This is a genomic window from Isoptericola sp. F-RaC21 (assembly GCF_038593535.1).
Taxonomy (GTDB): domain Bacteria; phylum Actinomycetota; class Actinomycetes; order Actinomycetales; family Cellulomonadaceae; genus Isoptericola.
On record NZ_JBCFYX010000002.1, the window covers coordinates 971,792 to 996,962 of the forward strand.

21 protein-coding genes are annotated in these 25,171 nt (G+C 75.9%); 10 read left to right on the forward strand and 11 right to left on the reverse strand.

The window, feature by feature from the left end; genetic code table 11:
- The first annotated feature begins 47 nt into the window (after positions 1-47).
- From pgsA to AAG589_RS09920, 3 genes are all read left to right on the forward strand, one after another.
- Complete coding sequence (pgsA, locus tag AAG589_RS09910) at positions 48-650, forward strand: CDP-diacylglycerol--glycerol-3-phosphate 3-phosphatidyltransferase (RefSeq protein WP_430567049.1); 603 nt, start codon at positions 48-50, stop codon at positions 648-650.
- The gene (locus AAG589_RS09915; protein ID WP_446719703.1) at positions 647-1,177 is read left to right on the forward strand and encodes a CinA family protein; all 531 of its coding nucleotides are present in this window, start codon (positions 647-649) and stop codon (positions 1,175-1,177) included. Before pgsA ends, AAG589_RS09915 begins: the two co-directional genes overlap by 4 nt.
- 246 nt (positions 1,178-1,423) lie before the next feature.
- The gene (locus tag AAG589_RS09920; protein WP_430567050.1) at positions 1,424-1,771 is read left to right on the forward strand and encodes a helix-turn-helix domain-containing protein; all 348 of its coding nucleotides are present in this window, start codon (positions 1,424-1,426) and stop codon (positions 1,769-1,771) included.
- 82 nt (positions 1,772-1,853) lie between these two features.
- On the opposite strand, the gene AAG589_RS09925 is transcribed toward AAG589_RS09920, so the two are convergent.
- Complete coding sequence (locus tag AAG589_RS09925) at positions 1,854-2,657, reverse strand: DNA-formamidopyrimidine glycosylase family protein (RefSeq protein ID WP_430567051.1); 804 nt, start codon at positions 2,655-2,657, stop codon at positions 1,854-1,856.
- Between the two features lie 9 nt (positions 2,658-2,666).
- Positions 2,667-7,769, reverse strand: a complete 5,103-nt coding sequence (locus tag AAG589_RS09930) for an ATP-dependent helicase (protein WP_446719704.1) — start codon at positions 7,767-7,769, stop codon at positions 2,667-2,669.
- 49 nt (positions 7,770-7,818) lie between these two features.
- On the opposite strand from AAG589_RS09930, the gene AAG589_RS09935 reads away from it, so the two are divergent.
- From AAG589_RS09935 to AAG589_RS09955, 5 genes are all read left to right on the forward strand, one after another.
- Positions 7,819-8,052 carry a DUF3046 domain-containing protein gene (locus tag AAG589_RS09935; protein ID WP_430567053.1) on the forward strand — a complete coding sequence of 78 codons (234 nt, stop codon included), beginning with the start codon at positions 7,819-7,821 and terminating at the stop codon, positions 8,050-8,052.
- Positions 8,053-8,121: 69 nt separating this feature from the next.
- Positions 8,122-10,188 (forward strand): alkaline phosphatase family protein, encoded by a 2,067-nt coding sequence (locus AAG589_RS09940; RefSeq protein WP_430567054.1) that lies wholly within the window; start codon positions 8,122-8,124, stop codon positions 10,186-10,188.
- Complete coding sequence (locus AAG589_RS09945; protein ID WP_430567055.1) at positions 10,185-11,090, forward strand: MBL fold metallo-hydrolase; 906 nt, start codon at positions 10,185-10,187, stop codon at positions 11,088-11,090. Before AAG589_RS09940 ends, AAG589_RS09945 begins: the two co-directional genes overlap by 4 nt.
- 157 nt (positions 11,091-11,247) lie before the next feature.
- Positions 11,248-12,366 (forward strand): recombinase RecA, encoded by a 1,119-nt coding sequence (recA, locus tag AAG589_RS09950; RefSeq protein ID WP_430567056.1) that lies wholly within the window; start codon positions 11,248-11,250, stop codon positions 12,364-12,366.
- Between the two features lie 199 nt (positions 12,367-12,565).
- The gene (locus AAG589_RS09955) at positions 12,566-13,108 is read left to right on the forward strand and encodes a regulatory protein RecX (RefSeq protein ID WP_430567057.1); all 543 of its coding nucleotides are present in this window, start codon (positions 12,566-12,568) and stop codon (positions 13,106-13,108) included.
- 155 nt (positions 13,109-13,263) lie between these two features.
- On the opposite strand, the gene AAG589_RS09960 is transcribed toward AAG589_RS09955, so the two are convergent.
- The 4 genes from AAG589_RS09960 to AAG589_RS09975 all read right to left on the reverse strand — a co-directional run bounded on the left by AAG589_RS09960 (position 13,264) and on the right by AAG589_RS09975 (position 16,694).
- Positions 13,264-14,181 (reverse strand): amino acid ABC transporter permease, encoded by a 918-nt coding sequence (locus AAG589_RS09960; protein ID WP_430567058.1) that lies wholly within the window; start codon positions 14,179-14,181, stop codon positions 13,264-13,266.
- On the reverse strand, positions 14,178-14,867 hold the full coding sequence (locus AAG589_RS09965; protein ID WP_430567059.1) for an amino acid ABC transporter permease: 690 nt from the start codon (positions 14,865-14,867) through the stop codon (positions 14,178-14,180). Before AAG589_RS09965 ends, AAG589_RS09960 begins: the two co-directional genes overlap by 4 nt.
- A gap of 107 nt (positions 14,868-14,974) precedes the next feature.
- A complete protein-coding gene (locus AAG589_RS09970) occupies positions 14,975-15,835 on the reverse strand; it encodes a glutamate ABC transporter substrate-binding protein (RefSeq protein ID WP_430567060.1) in 861 nt (286 codons plus the stop codon).
- Between the two features lie 64 nt (positions 15,836-15,899).
- Complete coding sequence (locus AAG589_RS09975; RefSeq protein ID WP_430567061.1) at positions 15,900-16,694, reverse strand: amino acid ABC transporter ATP-binding protein; 795 nt, start codon at positions 16,692-16,694, stop codon at positions 15,900-15,902.
- A 212-nt stretch (positions 16,695-16,906) separates the two neighbouring features.
- Here AAG589_RS09975 and miaB point away from each other — a divergent pair, with 212 nt between their 5' ends.
- Positions 16,907-18,559, forward strand: coding sequence for a tRNA (N6-isopentenyl adenosine(37)-C2)-methylthiotransferase MiaB (gene miaB / locus AAG589_RS09980; protein ID WP_430567062.1), 1,653 nt, complete (start codon positions 16,907-16,909; stop codon positions 18,557-18,559).
- Positions 18,560-18,598: 39 nt separating this feature from the next.
- Here miaB and AAG589_RS09985 read toward each other — a convergent pair whose 3' ends face one another.
- Positions 18,599-19,189, reverse strand: coding sequence for a YbjN domain-containing protein (locus tag AAG589_RS09985; protein WP_430567063.1), 591 nt, complete (start codon positions 19,187-19,189; stop codon positions 18,599-18,601).
- A complete protein-coding gene (locus tag AAG589_RS09990) occupies positions 19,186-19,761 on the reverse strand; it encodes a YbjN domain-containing protein (RefSeq protein ID WP_430567064.1) in 576 nt (191 codons plus the stop codon). The genes AAG589_RS09985 and AAG589_RS09990 overlap by 4 nt, the downstream gene beginning before the upstream one ends.
- A 110-nt stretch (positions 19,762-19,871) precedes the next feature.
- Between AAG589_RS09990 and AAG589_RS09995 the strand changes: the two genes are divergently transcribed.
- Complete coding sequence (locus tag AAG589_RS09995; protein WP_430567065.1) at positions 19,872-20,564, forward strand: hypothetical protein; 693 nt, start codon at positions 19,872-19,874, stop codon at positions 20,562-20,564.
- 39 nt (positions 20,565-20,603) lie between these two features.
- Here the strand turns inward: AAG589_RS09995 and AAG589_RS10000 are convergent, their stop codons facing one another.
- Genes AAG589_RS10000 through AAG589_RS10010 form a run of 3 tightly spaced genes read right to left on the reverse strand, consistent with a single transcriptional unit; the run spans position 20,604 to position 25,038 of the window.
- Positions 20,604-22,613: a hypothetical protein gene (locus AAG589_RS10000; RefSeq protein ID WP_430567066.1), complete on the reverse strand. Its 2,010-nt coding sequence runs from the start codon at positions 22,611-22,613 to the stop codon at positions 20,604-20,606.
- Positions 22,610-24,541 carry an HSP90 family protein gene (locus tag AAG589_RS10005; RefSeq protein WP_430567067.1) on the reverse strand — a complete coding sequence of 644 codons (1,932 nt, stop codon included), beginning with the start codon at positions 24,539-24,541 and terminating at the stop codon, positions 22,610-22,612. The genes AAG589_RS10000 and AAG589_RS10005 overlap by 4 nt, the downstream gene beginning before the upstream one ends.
- Complete coding sequence (locus AAG589_RS10010) at positions 24,538-25,038, reverse strand: YbjN domain-containing protein (protein WP_430567068.1); 501 nt, start codon at positions 25,036-25,038, stop codon at positions 24,538-24,540. The genes AAG589_RS10005 and AAG589_RS10010 overlap by 4 nt, the downstream gene beginning before the upstream one ends.
- Positions 25,039-25,171 lie beyond the last annotated feature (133 nt).

Sequence of the window (25,171 nt, forward strand, 5' to 3'; positions counted from 1 at the left end):
GCGAGGGCCGGGGCCGCGCGCGCCCCCGACGCCGCTAGGGTGGTCCGGTGGTCAACGAAGCGCCCTCGCCCTGGAACGTCGCCAACGCGGTGACCCTCGTGCGCATCGCGCTCGTGCCGGTGTTCGCCTGGACCTTGTTGATGGACGGCGGCGACTCGGTCACGTGGCGACTCGTGGCGACGGGGGTGTTCGTCGTCGCCGCCGTCAGCGACCGCGTCGACGGCTACCTCGCCCGGTCGCGCAACCTGGTGACCGACGTCGGCAAGATCCTCGACCCGATCGCCGACAAGGCGCTCGTGGGCGCGGCCCTGATCCTGCTCTGCTGGCCGCTCGGGGAGCTGCCCTGGTGGGTGCCGACGGTGATCCTCGTGCGAGAGCTGGGCGTCACGGCGCTGCGGATGGTGGTGCTGCGGTACGCCGTGATGCCCGCGTCGCGCGGCGGCAAGCTGAAGACGGTGCTGCAGGCGGTGGCGATCACCCTCTTCCTGCTGCCGCTGGCGGCCCTCCCCGGCGCCGTGCACGTGGTGGCGTGGATCGTGCTGTGGGCCGCCATCGCGGTGACCGTCGTGACGGGCGTCGACTACTTCGTCCAGGGGTCGCGCCTCCTCGCCGCCGGCCGTCGCGAGGCCGGCCCCCGGCCCGCCGCGTGACCGACGACGGTCGCGGCCCGACGACGGGGGCGCTCGCCCGCGCGGTGCTCGACGGCGCCCGCGCGCGCGGCTGGTCGCTGGGCGCCGCGGAGTCGCTGACGGGCGGGCTGGTGGTGGCCACCCTCGTCGACGTCCCCGGGGCGTCCGCCGTCGTGCGTGGCGGCGTCGTCGCCTACGCCACCGACCTCAAGGCCGCGGTGCTGGGCGTGGACCCGGACCTGCTGGCGCGGCGCGGACCCGTCGACCCGGAGGTCGCCGGCCAGATGGCGGCCGGTGTGCGGCGCGCCCTGACCGCCGACGTCGGCCTCGCGACGACCGGCGTGGCCGGGCCCGACCCGCAGGACGGGCACCCGCCGGGGGTGGCGTACGTCGCGGTGAGCACCCCCGCGGGCGACCACGTGCGCCGGCTCGACCTCGCCGGCACCCGCGCCGAGGTGCGGGCCGGGGTGGTGCGGGCCGTGCTGGCCCTGGCGCTCGAGGCCTGGGACGGGCCGGCGCCCGACGGTGACGGCCCGGCGGTGCTGTGAAGGGTGCGTGACGAGCCTGTCGCGGGTCGGGGCGCCGGGAACAAGGCCCCGGGTGCCCGCGTTGCGCAGGGTGTGATGACCGACAGGGCACGAAGCCGTCTCGATGTGCGCCAGACCAGGCCGGGCGGGCCGCGCGCGCGGTACGGTAGTGCCACCCCTGGAACCAGGGGAGCGACAGGACGGACGAGGAACCCGGTCACGACCGGTCCGGTGCCGGGACGATCGGACACGGAGAGGGGGCGCGAGATGGTCGTACTGCGACGTGAGATCGGCGACGTGCTGCGCGACGCGCGGCAGCGCCAGGGGCGCACCCTGCGTGAGGTGTCGTCCGCAGCGAGGGTCTCGCTCGGATACCTGAGCGAGGTGGAGCGCGGGCAGAAGGAGGCGTCGTCGGAGCTGCTGGCGTCGATCTGCGAGGCGCTCGACGTCCCGATGTCTCTCGTGCTGCGTGAGGTCAGCGACCGGATCGCGGTGGCCGAGGGCCTGCACATCCCCGACACGATCCCGGCGGACGTCTACGCCGGGCTGCTCAGCCGCGCGGGCGAGCCGCGCGACGCCGAGGCGATGCGAGGAGACCTCGCACCGGTCGGCTGACCGTTCTGCTCAGCAGGACCTACAGATCCGGCCCCGCGGGTACCGCCCGCGGGGCCGGATCTTTCTGTGTCCGCGGTGATCTTCAGGGCGCGGCCTGGCAGGTGGGGCACCAGTAGATCGCGCGCTCGCCGCCGTCGGGGCGCCGTCCGGGGCCGCTGGTGCTGCCCAGCGCGACGGGCGTCCGGCAGCGCCGGCACGGCCTGCGGTGCCGGCCGTGGACGGCGAGCTCGACGGCCCCCAGCCCGGACCGCCGACCCACCTCGACGCTGCGCGCCATGAGCCGCCGGCCGGCCGCGAGCAGGGCGCGCCGCTCGTCGTCGTCCAGCTCTCCCACGGGCGTCCAGGGCCACCGCCGGGTGGCGAACAACGACTCCGCGGTCCAGATGGTGCCCAGCCCGGCCACCGTGCGCTGGTCGAGCAGGGCGACGCAGAGCGGGCGGGCGGGGTCGGCGACGAGCCGGCGCGCCCCTTCGTCGATCCGCTCCGGGAAGTCGTCGCCGAGGACGTCCGGGCCGAGGTGGGCCAGCAGGCGCGGCTCGTCGCGGGTGCGGAGCACGTCGAGCATGCCGAGCTGCAGGCCCAGGCAGGTCCACGACGACGTGGCCAGCACGGCGCGGACGGCGGGGGAGCGGCCGGCCGCCTCGCGGCTGCCGGTGCGGTACACCCGCCACGAGCCGTCCATCCGCAGGTGGGTGTGCAGCGTGCGACCGTCGTCCAGCCGGGTGAGCAGGTGCTTGCCGTACGCGACGGACTCGCGCACGGTCGCGCCCACGAGGTCGACGCCCGCCGCCGAGGGCCAGCGCAGCTCCGCGCGCTCCAGGGGTGAGCCGCGCAGCGCGACGCCGAGCCGTTCGGCGGTGAGCCGCAGCACGTCTCCCTCGGGCACGGCGTCCGCCTAGGCCGGCCGCAGGCCGCGCGGCGTCACGCCGAAGCCGGCGTCGAGCAGCGCGGCCGCGGCGGGGGTCCGGTCGCGGGCGGCGGTGAGCGCGGGGACGCCGTCGACGCGCTGGACCGTGACCCGCCCCAGGTGGTCGGCGCGGGTCTCGGTCACGAGCAGGCGGGCCGCCGCGGCGAGCCGGGCGGCGTCGCCCGCGTCGCCCCGGCCGAAGGACAGCACGGTGCGCCCACCGCGCTCGACGAACAGCACCAGCTCGCCGTCGACCAGCACGACGACCGCGCCGGCCTTGCGGCCCGGTCGGTGGGACCCGCCGGAGTCGTCCCCCGCGCCGCGGGACCGTGACGCGGAGGACGCCGGCCACGCGACGGCGGCCCCGTACGGGTTGGCCGGGTCGGTGGCGGCGAGGAGCACGGCGCCCGGCTCGGCCCGGCCACTACCTCGGCGGGACCCGCCGTCGTCGCCCTCGACGAGCGCGTCCCGGGCCCGCGCGCGGTCGGCGGCGTCCGTGCGCAGCTGGTCCACCGCGCCGGGCAGCGCGAACTGCGAGCCGCCGAGGCCTTCGACGAAGTAGCCGCGCCGCACGCTGCCGCGCTCCTCGAGCACCCGGAGCACGCGGTACACGTCGCGGAAGCGGGAGGTGACGCCCTCGGCAGGCGCCGCCGCGCGCGTCAGGACGCCGTGCCGCTCCAGCAGCACCTGGGTGAGTGCGTGCGCGCGCACGGTCGGGTCCTGCTCCACGGCGGGCAGCGCGGACCACCGGCCGCCGCCGGTGCGCGGCACCACCGCGGCCGACGTCGGGCGGGCGAGCCCGAAGCGCGACGCCCGCACCGGACGGGCCCGGCCGGGGGCCGCGGGGGCGCGGTGCGCGCCCCCGCCGTGCCGGGCGCCGCGCCGCGCCGACCCGCCGAGCGACTCGCGCAGCGGGCCCAGGCGGTCGTTCGACACCCAGCCCGCCCACACCATGTCCCACAGCGCGTCGAGCGTCGCCGACTGGCTCGCGTCGGCGAGCTCCGACAGGCGCGGCAGGAAATACCCGCCCGAGCCGGTGAGCAGGTCGAGCACCGCCCGGTGCAGGTCGGTGTCGAGGGGGCCGCCCTCCTCCAGCGGGTCCGGGTCGCGCAGCGTGAGCGGGGCGCCGTCGGCCAGGTGCAGGCTCACCATGCCGTCCCCGCCGCCGGAGCCCGGCAGCCGGCCGTGCCCGCACCACAGCACCTCGCCGGCGGTGGTCAGCTCGTCGAGCACGGCGGGGGAGTAGTCGGAGACCCGCGCCGGCAGCACCAGCGTCTCGAGCGCCGACGCCGGCACCGCCGCGCCGGACAGCTGCTCCACGACCCGCAGCACGCCGTCCGCGCCGCGCAGCGTCCCGCCGCCGGACCCGGTGCCGCCCACCCGCACCCCGATCCCGTGCCAGCGCGGCAGGAAGACGCCGAGCGACTCGGGCTCCACCGGCTCCACCTCGGCGCGCAGCGCCGCGAGGGAGCGGCGGCGCAGCGTGCGCAGCACCTCCGGGTCGCACCACTCGTCGCCCGTGCCGCCCAACGACGACGGCCGCAGCGCGCCGCGCGCCACGACGCCCGCCGCCTCGAGCCGCGCGAGCACCTGGCCCGCGACCGCGATCCCGAGGCCGAACCGGCGCGCGACGTCGACCGCCGGGAAGGGGCCGTGCGTGCGCGCGTGCCGGCGCACGAGGTCGCCGAGCGGGTCGGGGACGGGCTCGGTGAACGTCTCCGGCACGCCCACGGGCAGCGCCACCCCGAGCGCGTCGCGCAGGCGGCCCGCGTCCTCGACCACCGCCCACTGCTCGGCGTCGTCGCCCGGCCGGCCGCCCACGCGGACGCGGATCACGCGGCGCGCGCCCTCCAGGTCGGCCAGCCAGTCGGCGACCCGGTCGCGGGACTCCTCGCGCGTGCGGGCTTGCAGCGCCGCCAGCGGGTGCGGGCCGGTGCGTCGCAGCACGTCCCACAGGGCCTCGGCGTCGCGGGCCTGCCGGTCGGGCGCCAGCGCCTGCAGCTCCGCCTCGGTGCGCTCGACGGCGCCCGGGTCGAGCAGGTCCGCGAGCGGCGTGGCGCCCTGCTCGCCGAGCAGCTCCGTCAGCAGGTCCGGGTCCAGCGACAGGGCCGCCGCGCGCCGCTCCGCGAGCGGCGCGTCGCCGTCGTAGAGGAACTGCGCGGTGTACCCGAACAGCAGCGCCTGCGCGAAGGGGGACGGCGTCGACGTGGTCACCTCGACGAGCCGCACCCGGCCCGCCTGCAGGTCGCGCATGAGCTCGGTGAGCGCGGCGACGTCGAAGTCGTCGCGCAGGCACTCGCGCGCGGCCTCGAGCATGATCGGGAAGTCTGGGAACTGCGACGCCACCTGCAGCAGCTGCGAGGCGCGCTGGCGCTGCTGCCACAGCGGCTGCCGCCGGTCGGGCCGGCGGCGCGGCAGCAGCAGGGCCCGCGCGGCCGCCTCGCGGAAGCGGGCCGCGAACATCACGGAGCCGCCGAGCTCGTCGCGCACCGCGTCGAGCACCTCGTCCGGCTCGACGAGCAGGTCCTCGGCCGTGACGGCGGGGGCGTCGCCCGCTTCGGCACCGGCGGCGGGTTCGGCGCCCCACCCCGGCCCGCCGAGGTCCCAGCCGGAGTCGCCCGCGTCGGGCAGCCGCAGCACGATGCCGTCGTCGGCGTGCATCGCGGCCACGTCCGTCCCGTACCGGGCCCGCAGCCGCGCCGCGACGACCAGCGCCCACGGGGCGTGCACGGGCGCCCCGAACGGCGAGTGGATGACGACGCGCCAGTCGCCCAGCTCGTCGCGGAAACGCTCCACCACGACCGTGCGGTCGTCGGGCAGGCGGCCCGTCGCGCGGCGCTGCTCGCTCAGGTAGGAGGCGAGGTTGTCCGCCGCCCAGGTGTCGAGCCCGGCGTCGTGCAGCACCTCCCGTCCGCGCGCCGTGCCGCGCGCCTCGTCGTCCGCCAGGAGGGTGTCGGTCTCGCGGACGAACGCGCCCACCGCCCGGCCCAGCTCGGCGGGGCGCCCGGGGGAGTCGCCCTTCCAGAACGGGAGCCGCCCCGGCAGCCCCGGCGCCGGGGTCACCAGCACGCGGTCGGGCGTGATCTCCTCGATCCGCCACGTGGACGAGCCCAGGGTGAACGTGTCCCCGACGCGCGACTCGTAGACCATCTCCTCGTCGAGCTCGCCGACGCGCTTGCCCCCGCGGGGCCGGTCGGTCGCGCCACCGCCGTCCGCGGGCGCGCCGGTGGTGGGCGCCTCGGTCGCGAGGTAGACGCCGTAGAGCCCGCGGTCGGGGATGGTGCCGCCGCTGGTCGCGGCGAGCCGCAGCGCGCCCGGGCGCCCGGACAGGCGGCCGGTGGCGCGGTCCCACACGATGCGGGCGCGCAGCTCCGCGAACTCCTCGCTGGGATAGCGGCCGGCGAGCATGTCGAGCACGGCGCGCCAGGTCGCGTCGCCCAGCGCGCGGAAGGGGTGCGCCCGGCGGAACGCGGCCAGGAGGTCGTCGGCCTGCCAGTCGTCGGTGGCGAGCGCCGCCACCACCTGCTGCGCGAGCACGTCCAGCGGGTTCGCCGGCACGTGCAGGTGCTCGATCTCGCCCGCGCGCATCCGCTGCGCCACCACGGTGGCGGGGACGAGGTCGCCGCGGAACGTGGGGAAGACGACGCCGTGCGACACGGCGCCCACCTGGTGCCCGGCCCGCCCGATGCGCTGCAGCCCGCTCGCGACCGACGGCGGGGCGCCGACCTGCACCACCAGGTCGACGGCGCCCATGTCGATGCCGAGCTCGAGGGACGACGTCGCGACGACGGCCGGCAGGCGGCCCGCCTTGAGGTCGGACTCGGTGCGGGTGCGCTCCACGCGGCTCATGGAGCCGTGGTGGGCGCGGGCGAGGACCGTCGCGCCCTCGTCGGCCGGGAGCCCGACGGACGCGCCGGACTGCGCCTGCGCCTGCGCGGGCCACTGCGTGCCCGGCTCCGGCAGGTCGACGCCGGAGCGCTCCGCCCACAGCTCGTTCATCCGGGCGGTGAGCCGCTCGGCGCCCCGCCGGGAGTTGGTGAACACGAGCGTCGACCGGTGGTCCGCGACGAGGTCCACGACCCGCTCCTCGACGTGCGGCCACACCGACGCGCGTCGCAGCGGCGACGAGGCGCCCCCGGTGAGGTCCAGCTCCTCGTCGCCGAGGCCGCCGCCCGGCGTGGCCTCGGGCGCCGCCGGGTCGGGCACCCCGCCGGCGTCGAGGTCGGCCAGGTCCGGCACCGGGACGACGACGTCGATCGCCCACTTCTTGGTGGACTCGGGCTGCACCACCACGACCTCGCGGCCGCCGTCGTCGGGCGTGCGGTGGCCGGCCAGGAACTCCGCCACCCTCTCCACCGGGCGCACCGTCGCCGACAGGCCGATCCGCTGCGCCGGGCGCTCGAGCAGCGCGTCGAGGCGCTCGAGGCTCAGCGCCAGGTGGGCTCCGCGCTTGGTGCCCGCCACCGCGTGGATCTCGTCCAGCACGACCGTCTCGACGCCGGCCAGCCCGGCGCGCGCCTGCGAGGTGAGCACGAGGAACAGGGACTCTGGGGTGGTGACCAGCACGTCCGGCGGGCGGGTCGCGAACGCGCGGCGCTCGGAGGCCGGGGTGTCGCCCGTGCGTGCGCCGACGGTCACGTCCTCGACCGTCAGCCCGTCGCGGGCGGCGGCCTGCCGGATGCCCGCGAGCGGCGAGCGCAGGTTGCGCTGCACGTCGGCGGCGAGCGCCTTGAGCGGCGAGACGTACAGGACGCGGCAGCGGCGCGCCCGCTCCGGGGGCGGCTCGGTGGTCAGCCGGTCGATCGCCCACAGGAACGCCGCGAGCGTCTTGCCGGACCCGGTGGGGGCGACGACGAGCGCGTGCCGGTCGGAGCTGATCGCGTCCCACGCCCCGGCCTGCGCCGCCGTCGGCGCCGCGAACGCCCCGGAGAACCAGGCGCGCGTGGCCGGGCCGAACCGCGCGAGCACGCCGTCGCCGTCGGGGTCGGCGGGGGAGACGGGCGGGGGGACGACCACCCCGCCATCCTGGCAGGGCCCCCCGACACGCCGCAGGGCGAGGCGACGGGAGCCGGGCGGCGGATCATCGGGCATGGTGCCGGGCTCGCGCCGGGCACCCTCCCGTCCGTGCGAGGCTGGGGACGTGCGTTATCGCGAGTTCACCGAGCTGGTCGACGAGGTCTTCGGGCCGGCCTACGGGCGCGCCCTCGTGCGCGAGCAGGTGCTGCCGCGCCTCGACGGCCGCACCCCCGCCGAGGCGCTCGAGGCGGGGCTGGAGCCCCGCGACGTGTGGCACGCGCTGTGCGACGCGCTCGACGTCCCCGAGCCGGACCGCTGGGGCCGCGACGACCGCCGCCAGGCGCCGCCCGCCCGCTGAGGCGGGCAGTCCGCCCGCCGTCCACCCGCCGCCCGCGCCGAGCTCGAGCCCGCGCGGCATCATGGCGCCATGCGCCGCGACCGTCCCCCGCTCGTGACGGTGGCCGACGTCCGCGCCGCCGTCTGGTCCCTGGTCTCCACGGCGGCGGGCCTCGGGGTCGCGATCGCCGGGGTGGACGGCGTGCGCGTCGCCTCCCCGTGGGACGTCCTGCTCGTGGCGCTGGTGGTCGGCCTCGGCGACGCGCTGCTGCGGGCCCCGCTGCGCCGCCTCGCGCGCGCCGGGGGAGCGGTCGGGGCGCTCGTGCTCGGCCTGGCCGCGCAGGTGCTGGTCGTCTGGGCGGCGCTGACGTTCCTCCCGGGCGTGGCGAGCGACTCGTGGACGGACGTGCTCGCCGTGCTCGTCGTCGCGGCCGTGGTGATGGCGTGCGGGCACTGGGTGGTCGGGGCGCGGGACAACGCGTACGTCGTCGGCGACCTGCTGCGCCGGGCGCGGCGGCGCGCCGGCCTCCCGCGCCGCGCCGTCGGGGGCGGTGGCGCTGAAGACATTGACGCTGCTGACGGCGCTGACGACCGGCCCCCGGGCGTGCTCGTGGTCCTGCTCGACGGCGTCGCGCGGCCGACCCTCGACCACGCGCTGGAGGCGGGGCTGGTGCCCACCCTGGAGCGCTGGTTGGGCTCGGGCAGCCACCGGCTCGAGTCGTGGTGGGCGCGCGTGCCGTGCACCACGCCGGCCAGCACGCTCGGGCTGCTGCACGGCACCACCGACGCGGTGCCGGCCTTCCGGTGGTGGTCGCGACGGCTGGGCCGGCTGGTGGTGACGAACCGGCCGGCGGACGCCGCCGACGTCGAGCGCTCGGCCTCCGACGGCCGCGGCCTGCTCGCCGACGGCGGGGTCGCCGTCTCGACGATGTTCTCCGGGGACGCGCCCACGAGCCTCCTCGTGATGAGCCGCGCGTCCGAAGGGCTGGGGCCGGGGCAGCTGTTCGTCCGCTTCTTCGCCAGCCCGTTCGTCCTGGTGCGGGCCGTGGCCGGCACCGTAGGCGAGGCGCTCAAGGAGGTCTACCAGGGCTGGCAGCAGGTCGTGCGCGGGGTGCGCCCCCGCGTCCCGCGGCGCGGCTGGTACCCGGTGCTCCGCGCGGTGACCAACGTGCTGCTGCGCGACCTCAACACCTCGCTCGTGGCGGAGCAGCTCGTGCGCGGCGCGCCGGTGGTGTGCGTCGACCTCGTCGACTACGACGAGATCGCCCACCACGCCGGTCCGCTGCGGCCGGAGGCGCTGCGCGCGCTGGAGGGGCTGGACCGCGTCGTCGGGCTGTGGGAGGAGATCGCGCGCGGCGCACCGCGCCGCTACCGCACGGTGGTGGTCTCGGACCACGGCCAGTCGCTGGGGGCGACCTTCGAGCAGGCGGTGGGGCGGTCGTTCGCCGACGAGGTCCACCGGCTCATGGCCGTCCCCGCGCCGGTGCGCGGCGGCCCGGCGGACGGCGAGGCGTGGGGTCCGGCGAACACCGCGCTGCACGCGCTGCGCAAGGACGGCGACGGCGACGGCCGCCTCCTCGTCGGACCCGACCGCGACACCGCGCGCGCCGAGCTGCCGGAGGTCGAGGTCATCGGGTCCGGCAACCTCGGGATGGTGTGGTTCTGCCGCTCCCCACGGAGGCTGTCGGCCGCGGAGGTGGCGGCCCGGTGGCCCGCGCTGGTGCCCGGCCTGGTCGAGTCGCCGGCCGTCGGCTTCGTCGTGGTGCACGGCGCGCAGGGGCCGGTCGCGCGCGGCCGGCTCGGGTCGCACGACCTGGCGACCGGCCGGGTGACCGGCCGGGACCCGCTCGCGGGCTACGGGACGCGCGCCCGGGAGGACCTGCTGCGCGTCGCCGGGCTGGAGGACGCGGGCGACCTCGTGGTCGTGTCGGCCGTCGGCCCGATGGGACGCGTGCACGCGTTCGAGGGCCTGGTGGGCTCGCACGGCGGGCTGGGCGGGGCGCAGAGCGAGGCGGTGCTGCTCCACCCGGCCGACCTCGAGGTGCCGGACGACGAGCGCGAGGACGTGGACGGCGCCCGCGTGCTCGTGGGCGCCGAGTCGGTGCACCGGCGGCTCGTCGCCTGGCTGTCCGCGCTCGGCCTGCGGGAGGGGGCGTGAGCGGGGCGTCGGGAGAGGGCGGCCCGGTCGGCGGGGCGGCGCTCCGGGTGACCTGGCTCGGGCACTCGACCGTCGTCCTCGACGTGCCGCGCGCGGGCGGGGGCGCCGCCCGGCTCGTGACGGACCCGCTGCTGCGCCGGCACGCAGGCCTCCTGCGGCGCCGGGGCGATCGGCCGGACGTCGAGGCCTGGCGTGGCGCGGACGCCGCCCTGCTGTCCCACCTGCACCACGACCACGCCGAGCTGGGATCGCTGCGGCTGCTCGGCGACGTGCCGGTGCTGACCGCTCCCACCAACGCCCGCTGGCTGCGGGCCAGGGGGCTGCGCGGGGTGGGTCTCGACCCACCGGCAGCGCCCTCCGGGACGCCCGGCGCCGCGCAGCATGATGGCGCGCAGCACGGCGGCGCCTGGCACGAGGTGGCGGGCGTGCAGGTGCGCCTGACGACGGCGGTGCACGGCGACCGGCCGATGCCGCACCGGCCGAACGCCGCGAGCGGGCACCTGGTGCGCGGCGGCGGCGCCACCGTCTGGGCCGTGGGGGACACCGAGCACTACCCGGGCGTGGGCCGCGTGCGGGAGCTGGCGGGCGGCCGGGTCGACGTGGCGCTCGTGCCCGTCTCCGGCTGGGGGCCGCGCCTGTCGGGCGGGCACCTGGGCCCCCGCGGCGCCGCCGAGGTGTGCGCGGAGGTCCGCCCGCGCGTGGCGATCCCGGTGCACTGGGGCACCCTGCACGTGCCGGGCGGGCAGCACCTCCCACGCGGGTGGATGGACCACGCCGGCGCGGCGTTCGCGGCGGCCTGCCGCCGGGTGGCGCCGGACGTCCGGGCGGTGGTCCTGCCACCCGGCGGGACGTGGTGCGACACGCCCGGGGACGACGACCTCCTCGAACACGTGTTCGGGTAGAGTCTGTCCCCAGGAGGTCCTCGGACGTCGTCCTCCACAGCCGCGACGGGTCGCCCCGACCGTGTCGGTGGCGGCACGTACGGTCGACGACAACATGAGCACGCAGCCACGAACGCCGGCGCGCAGCCGCCGCGCCCAGAACGCAAAGGTGACCGACATGCCCGCAACGGCAGACCGCGAGAAGGCACTCGAGGCCGCGCTCGCCCAGATCGACCGCAGCTTCGGCAAGGGCTCGGTCATGCGCCTCGGCGACGAGGGCCGCGCGCCCGTCGAGGTCATCCCCACCGGCTCGATCGCGCTCGACGTGGCGCTCGGCATCGGCGGCCTCCCGCGTGGGCGCGTCGTCGAGATCTACGGCCCGGAGTCCTCCGGCAAGACGACGGTCGCGCTGCACGCCGTCGCCAGCGCGCAGCGGGCCGGCGGCATCGCCGCGTTCGTCGACGCCGAGCACGCGCTGGACCCGGAGTACGCCAAGAAGCTCGGCGTCGACACCGACGCCCTGCTGGTCTCGCAGCCGGACACCGGTGAGCAGGCCCTGGAGATCACCGACATGCTGATCCGCTCCGGCGCGCTGGACATCATCGTCATCGACTCGGTGGCGGCGCTGGTGCCCAAGGCCGAGATCGAGGGCGAGATGGGCGACAGCCACGTGGGCCTCCAGGCCCGCCTGATGTCGCAGGCGCTCCGCAAGATCACCGGCGCGCTGAGCTCCTCCGGCACCACCGCGATCTTCATCAACCAGCTCCGCGAGAAGATCGGCGTCTTCTTCGGCTCGCCCGAGACCACCACCGGTGGCAAGGCCCTGAAGTTCTACGCGTCGGTCCGCATGGACATCCGCCGCATCGAGACCCTCAAGGAGGGGACGGAGCCGGTCGGTAACCGCACCCGCGTCAAGGTGGTCAAGAACAAGATGGCCCCGCCGTTCAAGCAGGCGGAGTTCGACATCCTGTACGGCGTGGGCATCTCCCGCGAGGGCGGCCTCATCGACATGGGCGTGGAGCACGGGTTCGTGCGCAAGTCCGGCTCGTGGTTCACCTACGAGGGCGACCAGCTCGGGCAGGGCAAGGAGAACGCCCGGGCGTTCCTGCGCGACAACCCGGACCTCGCGAACGAGATCGAGAAGCGGATCAAGGAGAAGCTCGGCGTCGGCGCCAAGCTGGACGCCCCCGCGGCGGAGGCCCCCGTCGCCGGTGCCGCCGACTCCGCGACCGGCCTGACGGTCGACCCGGCGCCGGCTGCCAAGGCGGGCGCCAAGGGCAAGAAGGCGCCGTTCTGACGGGCACCGGCGGGCCCGGTGCCGTCGCCGGGGGAGTGATCGCGTGACGACGGGGGATACTGCCTCGGGCGGTCGCGGCGTGGGGAAGCGTCGCGGCCGCCGTCAAGGCACTCAGGGACCGGCCGGCGGCTGGGCGGATCGCTCGGGGTCCGGGTCGGAAGACGGCGGCGCGTCGCGTGCGCGCCGGCCGCGCCGCACGGTGGCCGAGCGGCTCGAGGCCGGCGAGCTGACCGTCGAGGACGCGACCGAGAAGGCGCGCGAGACACTGCTGCGGATCCTCACGGCCGCACCCAAGAGCCGGGCGGAGCTCGAGCAGTCGCTGGCGCGCAAGGGCTATCCGGAGGCGGTCGTGGGGCCGGTGCTGGACCGGTTCGACGAGGTCGGCCTCGTCGACGACGCCGCGTACGCCGACATGCTGGTGCGCACCCGGCACGCCGAGCGCGGGCTCTCACGGCGGGCGCTCGCGATGGAGCTGCGCCGTCGCGGCATCGCCGAGGAGACGGCCGCCGACGCGCTCGAGCAGGTGGATCCCGACGACGAGCGCGCCGCGGCGCTGGCCCTGGCCCGCAAGCACGTGGCGCGCACTCGGGGGCTGGACCGGGACGTGCGCGTGCGCCGCGCCGTCGGGGCGCTCGGGCGCAAGGGCTACGCGCCGGGCGTCTGCTTCGGCGTCGTGCGCGACGCGCTGGCCGAGGAGGGCGAGGACGCCCTCGACGAGGACTACGCCGGGGCGGACGACTGACCCACGGGTCGAGCGTCGTCTGGGTGGGCGGACACCGCCCTGCACGCCGTCGTCCGCCTCGAGAGACAGGACCGCACGTGCGAGACCCCCGGACGCGGGAGCGTCCGGGGGTCTCGCGCAGGTCGGCGCGCCGACGACGGGCCGCGCCCGCCGCATCAGCTCGCCGTGGCGTCCCCGGTGGCGGCGATGGCGTTGCCGGGGCCTCCCGGCCTGCCGGCGACGACGGTCGGGTTCCCGATCCCCGGCCCGGCCGCCGTCGTGCCGGACGTCCTTCCGCTGAGGTAGCGGGACAGCCACCGGGCCACGGCCGTCAGCGCCCAGTTGATGACGATGAAGATCACGGCCGCCACCGTGAGCGTCTGCAGGTTGTTGCTGTGCCCGTTGCCGAAGATCTGCGCGGCCCGCAGCAGCTCGTCGTACGTGATGATCTGGCCGAGCGCGGTGTCCTTGAGCACGACGACCAGTTGCGACACCAGCGCCGGGAGCATCGCGATGAGCGCCTGCGGCAGCTGGATCGACCGCAGCACCTGCCCCCCGGTGAGCCCCACCGCGAGGCCGGCCTCCGACTGCCCCTTCGGCAGGTTGCCGACGCCCGCCCGCACGAGCTCGGCGATGACCGAGCCGTTGTACAGGATGAGGGCGACGACGACGGCGAGGAAGGCGGGCTCCTCGCCGATCTTGTTGTAGCCGAACAGCAGCCAGAAGAAGATCATCATGAGCAGCACGGGCACGGCGCGGAAGAACTCGACGACCACGCCGCTGATCCCGCGGACGGTCCGCGACCGGGCGAGCCGGCCGGAGCCGAGGACCAGGCCGAAGACCACCGCGCCGACGACGGCGAACGCGGCCGCGCGCAGGGTGTTCTGCAGGCCGGGGATGAAGTAGTTCTGCCACGCGCTCGACGTGAAGACCGGCTCCCAGAGGGACGCGGCGAACTGGCCCTTGCGGGCCAGTTCGGCGACGACGAGGGCCGCGATCCCGAGGACCACCAGCGCGCCCACGACGTTGCCGAGGGCGATCCACCGCCGGGCGCGGGGCCCGGGGGCGTCGAAGAGGACGGACTTCTGGCTCATCGGCGCACCGCCAGTCGGTTGGAGAGGAAGGTGGTGAGCACGCCGATGGGGATCACGAGCACCGCGAAGCCGATCGCGAAGATCAGGAAGATCGCGTAGATGTAGTTCGCGTTGCTCTCGATCATCTCCCGCATCAGGGTCGACGTCTCCGTCGAGACGCTCACCGCCACCGCGACCGTCGAGTTCTTCAGCAGCGCGATGAGCGTGTTGCCCAGCGGCGCCACGGCGCCGCGGAACGCCTGCGGCAGGATGATCAGGCGGGCCGCCGGGAGGAACGACAGCCCGATCGCGCGGGCCGCCTCCGCCTGTCCCAGGGGGACGGTGTTGACGCCGGACCGGATCGCCTCGCACACGAACGCCGCGTGGTACACGGACAGGCCGATCACGCCGAAGCGGAAGAAGTTCTGCGTGAAGTCGTCGGACAGCGTGATCTGCAGCTGCGTCCAGACCGCCAGGAAGAGGAACGTCATGATGACGGTCAGCGGCGTGTTGCGCAGGACGTTCACGTAGGCGGTGCCGGCCCACTGGAGGCTCGCGATGGGCGAGATCCGCATGAGCGCGAGGACCGTGCCGATGATCAGCGAGAAGATCGCGGCCCAGAACGTGAGCTGGATGTTCACCCAGTACGCGCCGAAGACGTCGTACTCGGCGAACAGGGCACCGAACTGGGACAGGAAGTCACCCACGGTGTGTCAGCCTCCCGGAGGGTGGTGTGCGGCAGCTGCCGCGGTGGACGGGCGAGGGGAGCGACGCGGCGGCGCCGCTCCCCTCGCACCGATGGGACGGTCGGACGTCAGGCGCAGGCGGCCGGCGTCGGCGGGTTGAGGTCCGCGTTGGGCTCGTAGCCGGTGCCCTCGGTGTTCGCCTTCACGGCCTTCTCCCACGACCCGTCGTCGATCATCGACTGGATCGCCGCGTTGATGTCCTCGCAGGTGTCGTTGTCCTTCGGCAGGCCGACGCCGTAGTTCTCCTCCGAGAACGGGTTGCCCACGACCTTGACCTTGCCCTTGTTCGCGGGCTGGGCGGCGAGGCCGGCGAGGATGATGTCGTCCGTCGTCACGGCGTCGACCTGGCCCGCCGTGAGCGCGGTGACGCACTCGGCGTAGCCCGGGCGCTCGACGAGCTGCACGTCGGTGGCGTACTCGTCCTTGATGCGCTGCGCCGACGTCGAGCCGGTCACGGAGCAGAGGTTCTTGCCCTTCAGGGCCTCCGGGCCGGTGATGTCGGTGTTGTCCGCCGCGACGAGGAGGTCCTGGCCGGCGATGAAGTACGGGCCGGCGAACGCGACCTGCTCCTTGCGCTCGTCGGTGATGGAGTAGGTCGCGAAGATCATGTCGACCTGGCCGGTCTGCAGCATGGTCTCGCGGTTGGCCGACGGCGCCTCGACCCACTCGATCTGGTCCTCGGAGTAGCCGAGCTTCTCCGCGACGTAGCGGGCGACGTCGGTGTCGAAGCCGGTGTACTCGCTGCCGTCCTGGTAGCCCAGGCCCGGCTGGTCGAACTTGATGCCGATCTTGACGGTGTCGCCGCCCCCGGAGCCGCCCGTCTCCTCGCCACCGCCACCGCCGCCACCGACCTCCCCGCCTCCACAGGCGGCGAGCGTGAGTGCGGTGAGTGCGGCGAGCGTGGCGGCACCTGCGTGTCGTGTGCGCATCGTTCTTACCCTTCGTCGGTGCGAGGCCGGTCCCGTGCGGGTGCCCTGCCAGGTCGGTCGTGAGTCAGTGCGAGAGGATCTTGGACAGGAAGTCCTTCGCCCGGTCGCTCTTGGGCGCGGTGAAGAACTCCTCGGGGGTGGCCTCCTCGACGATCTGGCCGTCGGCCATGAAGACGACGCGGTTCGCGGCCTTGCGGGCGAAGCCCATCTCGTGCGTCACGACGATCATCGTCATGCCCTCCTTCGCGAGGGCGACCATGACGTCCAGCACCTCGTTGATCATCTCCGGGTCGAGCGCCGAGGTGGGCTCGTCGAAGAGCATCACCTTGGGCTTCATCGCCAGCGCCCGGGCGATCGCGACGCGCTGCTGCTGCCCGCCGGACAGCTGGGCGGGCATCTTGCCGGCCTGGTTCTTCACGCCGACGCGGTCGAGCAGCTCGAGGGCGCGCTCCTTCGCCGCCTTCGTCCGCTCCCCGCGGACCTTCACCGGCCCGAGGGTGACGTTCTCCAGGATCGTCTTGTGCGCGAAGAGGTTGAACGCCTGGAAGACCATGCCGACGTCGGAGCGCAGCTTCGCGAGGGCCTTGCCCTCCTCGGGCAGCGGCACGCCGTCGATGCGGATCTCCCCGGAGTCGATGGTCTCGAGCCGGTTGATCGCCCGGCACAGGGTCGACTTGCCCGAGCCTGACGGGCCGATCACCACGAGCACCTCGCCCCGGCGGACGGTGAGGTCGATGTCCTGCAGCACGTGCAGCTCGCCGAAGTGCTTGTTGACGTTCTTCAGCTCGACGAGCGGGGCTCCGAGGGCGCCCGACGCCTCGGCAGGGTCGGTCGTCGTGGTCGCTTCGCCGTGATCCATCTCTCGAACCTATCCACTCGGTGTTTCCGCGACCAGCACCGGGTTCTCCGGTTCCGCAACGGTTCAGTAACAGTGCACACGCCGTGCACGCGTGCCCGAGCCCTCGGCGGTGGTGACCACGGTGTCGTCGAGCGTCCGGGGAGCGGTCGTCGAGCGGTAGGGGTGGGTCGCCTCGTCGGGGCCCGGCCGTCGGGCACCGTACCCTAGTTGTGATGTCCAGTACCACGCAGAGCCCCGCCGTGTCGGCCCGTCCCACGGACGAGCCGTCCGCCCGGCGCACGTATCTCGTGCGCACCCTGGGCTGCCAGATGAACGTCCACGACTCCGAGCACATGGCCGGCATGCTCGAGCAGGCCGGCTATGAGCGCGCCACCGCCCAGGACGAGGCGGCGAGCCGCGCCGACGTCGTCGTGATCAACACCTGCGCGGTGCGCGAGAACGCCGCGACCCGGCTCTACGGGAACCTCGGGCAGCTGGCCGGCATCAAGGCGGACCGCCCCGGGATGCAGATCGCCGTGGGCGGGTGCCTCGCGCAGAAGGACCGCGGCGAGATCGTGTCCAAGGCCCCGTGGGTGGACGTCGTCTTCGGCACGCACAACCTCGACGCCCTGCCCGTGCTGCTCGAGCGCGCGCGGCACAACGCCGAGGCCCAGGTCGAGATCGCGGAGTCGCTGCAGGTCTTCCCCTCCACGCTGCCCACCCGGCGCGAGTCCGTCTACGCGGGCTGGGTGTCGATCTCGGTCGGCTGCAACAACACCTGCACCTTCTGCATCGTGCCGCACCTGCGCGGCAAGGAGCGCGACCGCCGGCCGGGAGAGGTCCTCGCCGAGGTCGAGGCGCTCGTGGCCGCCGGCGCGGTCGAGGTGACCCTGCTGGGCCAGAACGTCAACAGCTACGGCGTCGAGTTCGGCGACCGCGGCGCGTTCGCGAAGCTGCTGCGGGCCTGCGGCACGATCGAGGGGCTGGAGCGGGTGCGGTTCACCTCCCCGCACCCCGCGGCGTTCACCGACGACGTCATCGCCGCCATGGCCGAGACGCCCAACGTCATGCCGAGCCTGCACATGCCGCTGCAGTCGGGCTCCGACCGCGTGCTGCGCGCGATGCGCCGCTCCTACCGGTCGGCGAAGTTCCTGGGCATCCTCGACCGCGTGCGGGACGCCATGCCCGACGCCGCGATCACCACCGACATCATCGTCGGGTTCCCGGGCGAGACCGAGGAGGACTTCCGCGAGACGCTGCGCGTCGTGGAGGCCTCGCGGTTCAGCTCGGCGTTCATGTTCCAGTACTCGCCGCGCCCCGGAACCCCGGCCGCGACGATGGACTCCCAGCTGCCCAAGGAGGTCGTGCAGGAGCGCTTCGAGCGCCTGCTGGCCCTCCAGGAGCGCATCGCCGGCGAGGAGGCCGCCCGCCAGGTCGGCCGCACCGTCGACGTCCTCGTGTCCGAGGGATCGGGCAAGAAGGACGGCGCCACCCACAGGCTCTCGGGGCGCGCGCCCGACAACCGGCTCGTGCACCTCGCGCTGCCCGCCGACCTGCTCGTCGACGCCGCGGGCGACGCCGCGCAGCTCGCGGGTGCCCCCGACTCGCTCGACGACCCCCGCCTCGCGGACGCCGCGACGCTCGACCCGCGCGTGCCGCGCCCGGGTGACGTCGTGACGGTGGGGATCACGCGGTCGGCGCCGCACTTCCTGGTCGCCGACGCGGTGCTCGACGGCGGCGCGTACGCGGTGCGGCGCACCCGGTCGGGCGACGCGTGGGCCCAGCGGGAGACCGCGCGCCTCGGCGGGGGCGAGGACGAGCACGCGCACGGCGGCGCGCCGTCCGGCGGTCCGGTCGTGCTCGGGATGCCGTCGCTGCGGGCCTGACCCCCGGGTCCGGCCGGCCCGGGCGCCACGAGAAGGCGGTCAGGACAGGTCGTCCGGCTCCGGCCCGCCGGGCGTCATCGCGCCCACGGTGCTGAAGAACTGCGACGACGTCACGAGCCCGCAGGACACCGTGGCCGCGAGCTGCTCGTCGGTCGCGCCGTGCTCGAAGTCCACCGACACCTCGGCGTAGAGCGCGAGCCGCTCGCCCTCCGGGCGGGCGTACACCTTGGGCCACACGCGCTCGCGGTTCCAGTCGTTCACGGCCTGCAGCACCGCGAGACGGGCCCCGTCGGGCACCGTGCCGGCCCAGCGGCCGCGCACCTGCAGGATCTCGTCGTGGTCGCCGAGCAGCAGGAACCAGAACCGGTTGCCGTCCCAGGTACCGGTCACGTCGCCGTCGTCGTCGGTGCGGAACCGGTAGCCGCGGCGGGTCAGGTCGTCCGCGACGCGGGCGTGGGAGAGCGGGCGCGGCGTCGTCGCGGACGGCCGGCCCGGGCGGCCCGACGTGCGCTCCCCGCGCGCGGCCACGCGCGACCCGGCGTCCTGCACGGCGCGGCCGACGGCGTCGGCGGCCCGGCGGACGCCGCCGAGCATCCGACGGGCGACGCCGCCGGAGCGAGGCGCCGTCACGACGCGTCCCGCAGCGGGTCGCGGAACGTCGTGTCGAGGTGCTCGAAGAACATCGACCCCGTGCTCAGGCCGCACTGCAGCAGCTGGTCGAGCTGCGCCTCGCCGACGGCGCTGCCGACGTCCACCGTGACCTCGGCGCAGACGACCACGGAACCGTCGTCGCGCACGCGCACGTACGTCTTGGGCCAGATCCGCTCGGCGTTCCACTCGTTGCAGATCTCGAGGATCTCGGCGAGCCGGTCGATGCTGAGGTCGCGGTGCCACTGGCCGCGGACCTGGAGCACCTCCGACCGTTCGCCCAGCACGAGGAAGTAGAACAACCAGCCGTGCCACAGGCCGCCCACGTCGCCGTCGGAGTCGACGAAGTACGAGAAGCCGGAGCGCTCGAGCCAGTCCGTCACGCGGTCGCGCGACAAGGGGGCCAGCGCGTCGTCCGCGCCGACGTGGTCGGCCAGCAGACCCTCGATCCGGTCGTGGAGCTCGTCGTCCTGGACGTCGCCCACGAGCTCGTCGTCCCGGCCGACGGAGGTCGGCCGGATCTTGCTTGCCCGGCGTGAACCGAAGAACCTCACCCGTCCACGCTACACGTCGCGGCCGACGGGAGGTCCGGCGTGCCGCACGGGTGGACGCCCGGGCCGAGGTCGCCGGGGGACCGCGCCGGTGGCGACGGTAGGTTGGTCGCGTGCCAGCCCGCGCCGTCGTCCTGCCCGGAACGCCCCTGCTCGTGCCCGGTGCGGGCGGCGGCACCGACCTCCTCGGCGAGGTGCGGCTCGCCGTGGACGGCGCGCTCGACCGGCTGGTGGCCGACGTCGCGGCGCACGGCGACGGTGACGCACCTCTCGTGGTCCTGGCCCCCGTCCCGCGCGGCGCGAGCGGCGGGTTCGGCCGGCGACGCCCGTCCCTCGCCGGGGCTGGGGTCGCCGACCGCTGGGTGCCGGCGGTCGCCGGATGGGCGGGCGCCGCCGACCCGGCCGCGCACGTCCCCGCCTCGGTGGCGCTGGTCGCGCTGCACGCGGCCCTCGAGCGGGCCGGTCACCCCGCACAGCCGGTGGCCGTCCTCGAGGTGGCCGGCGCCGCGCCGGCAGCGCCGGCGGAGGGCGTCGCGGCACTGCGGCGGGCCCCGGCGGTCGTCGTCGCCGGGGGCGCGGCCCCTGGGGCCTCGGACACCGCCCGCGACGAGACCGGAGACGTGCCCGCCGACGCGGCCGGGCTCGGTCCCGTCCGGCTCGAGGCGGCCGTCGCCGCCCTGCTCGACGGCGCGGTCGCGCCGAGCGCCTGGACGTGGCGGGTGACGACCGTCGCCGGGGGGCACGAGCACCTGCCCGCCGCCTACGGCATCGCCGAGGGCGGCGTGCGCCGACCGGGACGCGACTGAGCTGGCGCAACGCCACTACGGAACGCCCCTACGGAGCGCTCAGGGCGCGCCCACGAGCGCGGCGGCGACGGCCTCCGCCTCCTGGTCGCGGCCCAGGCTCCGCAGCGCGCCGACGAGCTCGTCGGCGACGGCGGCCGCGCCGTCCCGGGCGCCCACGGCCGCGAGACCGTCCAGGGCTGCCCGCAGCGGGTCGACCGCCGCGGCCACGTCGCCCGCGGCCCGTCGTGCGCTGCCCACCAGCCAGAACGCGTGGGCCGCGTCGAAGGTCAGGCCGGCACGGGCGAACTCCTCGGCCACCGCCTCCGCCTCCTGCGCCGCCTCCGCGTGCCGCCCGGCCGTCGCGACGAGGCGCGCACGCACGTCGCGCAGCTGTCGCTCCTCCGCCCCGACGAGGGCGGCGCGGCGCGCGGCGAGCTCCTCGGCGAACGCGGGGGTGGGCGCCGCGGGCGCGTCGTCCGCCGGGCGCGCGAGGTCGCCGAGCACCCGCTCGACGGCGGCCAGCGCCGCGTCGAGGTCTCCCGTGCTGGCCTGGACCGCCGCGGCGGCCCGGACGACGGGCCCGACGTACGCCGGGTCGGTCCCCGCCGCACGGAGCAGCGCGACGGCGCGGGCGAACGCGCCGGCCGCGCCCTCGTCGTCGCCCAGCGCCGCGGCGACCTGGGCGGCCTCGGCCAGCGCGAAGCCGGCGTCCTCGAGCCGGCCGGCCTCCTCGGCCAGGCCGGAGGCCTCGAGATAGGCGGCGGACGCCTCGACGGGGTCCGGGCTGCTCTCGGCGAGCGCGAGCGCCGCGGCGACCGGGTCGGCACCGGCCGCCGGCCCCGTGACGCCGGCGACGTCGATGCCCGCCGGCGAGGCCGCGTCCGCGCCGGCGACCGTGCCCGCGACGGAGGCCGAGACGTCGTCGAGGGCGGTGCCCCCGGAGCGTCGGGCCGCCGTGCGCGTCGCGGCGGCGGCGAGCACGCCGAGCTCGACGGGCAGGCGCCGGGACTGCCGCTCCCAGGCGGCGTCGAGCAGGCGCGCGTGGCGGTCGGTGCCGTGCCGGGCGTCGAACGCACGGGCGATCGGGGCGAGCTCGCCGCGCGCCCACCGGTCGAGCTCGGCGACGGTGCGCGCCGGCACCCCGGCCAGCTCCACGGGCGTGTCGGCGTGCGTCTCGCGCAGCACCGCGGTGGCGACCGCGACGTGGGTGAGCACGGAGAGCCGCTCGCCCGGGGAGTCGGACACCGTGAGGTGCTCGGGGTAGGCGTGCAGCAGGCGCAGGGCGCGCTCGGGGTGGCCTGCCCGGGCGAGGAACTCCACGTGGCGGGACACGGTGATCTCCTTCGAGACCGCGGCCTCGAGGTGGCTCATGGCGCTGCGGTGCGCGGCGGCGGCGCCGTCCGCGTCGCCGAGGTCGAGCAGGAGCAGCTCGAGCAGCGACTCCATCCGCGCGGGCTCGTCGCCGCAGGTGGCGCCGGCGGCGACGGCGGCGCGGATCGCGTCGGCCGCCTCCTGGACCCGGCCCGTCTCCGCCAGGTACTCCGCCTGACCGCTGGGCGTGCAGGCGGCGCAGTCGGAGAACGAGTCGCGGGGCGTCGTGATCCAGGTGCGATATGCCTCCTCGGTGCCGGGGGCGCCCTGCGTGCGCAGCCAGGCGAACCGCTCGCCGGCCACCGCGCTGGTGCCGTTCCCGGCGAGCGCGTAGCGCCGCTCCATGTCGTCGAGGGTCGCGTCGATCTGCGCGGCCGGGACGGAGGGGAACCGCGCGAGCAGGCCGACCATCCACTTGAACGACCAGAACAGCGAGTGGGTGTCGCTGCCGTCGAACAGCTCGGGGCGCTCGTCCCACCAGCGCAGCATCTGCGTGAACGGGAGGAAGGCCTTCTCCGCCTCCGGGGTGGAGGTGTAGGAGTCGACGAGCGCGAACAGGGCGTACGCGCGCGCCTCCTCGGGGCCCTCGGCGGTGATCCGGGCGACCTCCTGCTCGGCGGCGGCGCTGCGCGCGACGCCGTACGGCATGCTCATGATCGTCGAGACGGCGCGGTTCGCCTCGTCCAGGGTGCGGGTCATCGGGCGTCGTCCTCGGTGTCGGTGGAACGGGTGTCGGTGGAACGGGTGTCGGGCAGCGCGCGCTCGAGCAGCGTGCGCAGGGCGTCGTCGAGCAGCCCCGCCTCGGCGCCGGCCAGGGGCCGGCCCGACGCGAGCAGCGCGGTGACGTAGAGCGACCGGGTGCCCGCGGCGCGGACCGGGGCGTCGCCGGCCGCGAGCAGTGCGCGGACGGTCGGGTTGGCGTCGTTCAGCACCAGCCGGCGGGCGCGTGCCGGGCCCGTGAGGCCGGCGAGCACGGCGCCCCACACGTCCGTGGCGTCGCCGACGGGCTCCGCGGCCTCGCGCGCCTGGCGCGAGTGCTCGCCGTCGCGGTCCGTCAGCAGCATGGCGGGCACCTCGGAGGGCTCGAAGACCCGCAGCTGCACGTCGCAGTCCTGGTCGGCCAGGTCGTCGCGGAGCGCCGCCAGCGCGTCCGTGACCTCGAGCTCGCGCAAGGGCTCGACCTCGGCCAGCACGGCCTCGAGGTCCCCCGGAGCCACCGGCGCGAGCCGCCAGGCGGGCCGCCGGCGCGCGACGCGGGCCAGCAGGTCGGCGTCGTACACGTAGCCCGCGTTGAGCACGGGCAGCCCCTGCGCGGCGGCGACGGCGGCCACGCGCCGGTACTCCTCCACGCTGGTGGTCCACAGCACCCGCGGCGGGGCCTCACCGTCGGCAGGCTCGGCGAGATCGGCGAGGGTGCGGGTGCCGACCGTGGTCTCGAACGGCAGCACCCGGGCGGCCAGGTCGAGCATCGCGTCGTCCTGCACCGCCAGCGCCCGGACGGCGAGGTGGTGCGTCGACAGGAACGCCCGGGCCAGGGGCGACGGCTCGGCGAGCGTCTCGAGCGTCCAGGCGCGGACGCGGTCGCCCAGCGCCTCGCGGGTGGCGAAGAGGACGTCGTCCTCGAACAGGCCCTCGCGGGACGCCGTCGGGCGCAGGGCGGAGGCGTCCACGACGCAGCGGACGAAGAACGCCCACTCGGGCAGGAGCCCCTCGACGCCGGTGCCGAGCAGCATGCGCTTGAGCGACACGCGGTGGTGCGCGGCCGTCGTGGGAGCCACGGCCGCGGGCAGCACGAACGCGACCCCGGTGAGGCCCGCGACGGGCAGGTCGAGGTCGATGTGCGCCAGGGGCGTGAAGCCGAGGGTGCGCTCGCAGTACGCCGCCAGCGCCCGCGCCCGCTCGCCGTCGTCCGCGTACGCCGCGCGCCACGGCACCTCGTCCCCGCTGAGGCGGCGCCGGGCGGTGCCGCCGTCCTCCAGCCGCACCTCCACCGACACGTCCACGGGCAGCAGCCCGCCGAAGTCGGCGGCGAGGGCGGCCACGGTGTCGGGCTCGAGCCAGTGCTCGGCGTCCCGCAGCGGGCGCAGCCGCACGACGCTCCCCGGACCCTCGGGCACCGGGGGCGCGGTCGGGTCCGCGGGGTCGAGCTCCGTCAGCTCGTACCGGCCGTCGGCGTACCCGCGCCAGCGCACGGGCACCGCCTGCGGGTCGCGCGCCGAGCGGGACACGAGGTCGATCTCGTCGGCGACCATGAACGCCGACAGCAGGCCGATGCCGAACTGGCCGAGGAACTCCTCGCGGCCGCCGCCGAACCCGGTGCCGAGATCGTCCGCCGACGGTCCGTCCTCGCGCTTCGAGCTGCGGCCGATGGTGGCCAGCAGGTCGCGGGCCTCCTCGGCGGTCAGGCCGACGCCCGTGTCGTGCACCTCGAGCCCGCCGTCGTCCAGCGGCCGCAGCAGCACCTGGGCGGGGGCGGCCGGGTCGAGGGCGCGCCGCGCGGTGATCGCGTCGACGCCGTTCTGCAGCAGCTCGCGCAGGTAGACGCGGGGGCTGGAGTACAGGTGCCGGCTGAGCAGCTCGACCAGGCCGCGCAGGTCGACCTGGAACGCGTCGGTGCCGCTGCTCACCGTGCGTCGCCCGCGGCCACCCCGGCGCCGGCCGCGCCCTCGGGGGCGGGGTAGCGCTCGTCCAGCATCTCGAAGAACGACAGGCCGGTCGCGAGGCCGCAGTCGACGATGCGCTCGAGCTGCTCGTCGTTCACCCCGCTGCGCAGGTCGGTCGCCACCTCGGCGAAGACCACGACCGGCGACCCCTCGTCCTCCTGGCGCGCGAAGACCTTCGGCCAGATCCGCCCGACGTTCCACTCGTTGAGGAGCGCCGTGAGCGTCCCCAGCTCGGACGCGGGGAGCGTCCGGCTCCACCGGCCGCGGATCTGCAGGATGGCCTGCGGCTCGCCGACCAGCAGGAAGTAGAAGGTGTTGTCGTCCCAGACGCCGCCGAGGTCGCCGTCCTCGTCGATGCCGAAGTACCACTCGCGGCGCGTCATCAGCGCCTCGAGCCGGTCGCGGGTGAGCGTCGTGGGCGCGGCGACCGTCGTAGCGGTCGGCTTGGTGAAGAAGGCCATGGGTCCTCGTCCTGTGCAGGCTCTCGGCGCACGCCTCGTTGCGCCGGGCATCGGTGGGTGGTGAAGAACACCCTAGCCAGGGCGGCGGGCCTCCCGATCACAGCTTCGCTCCCGGTCGGACGCGGTGGTCGCC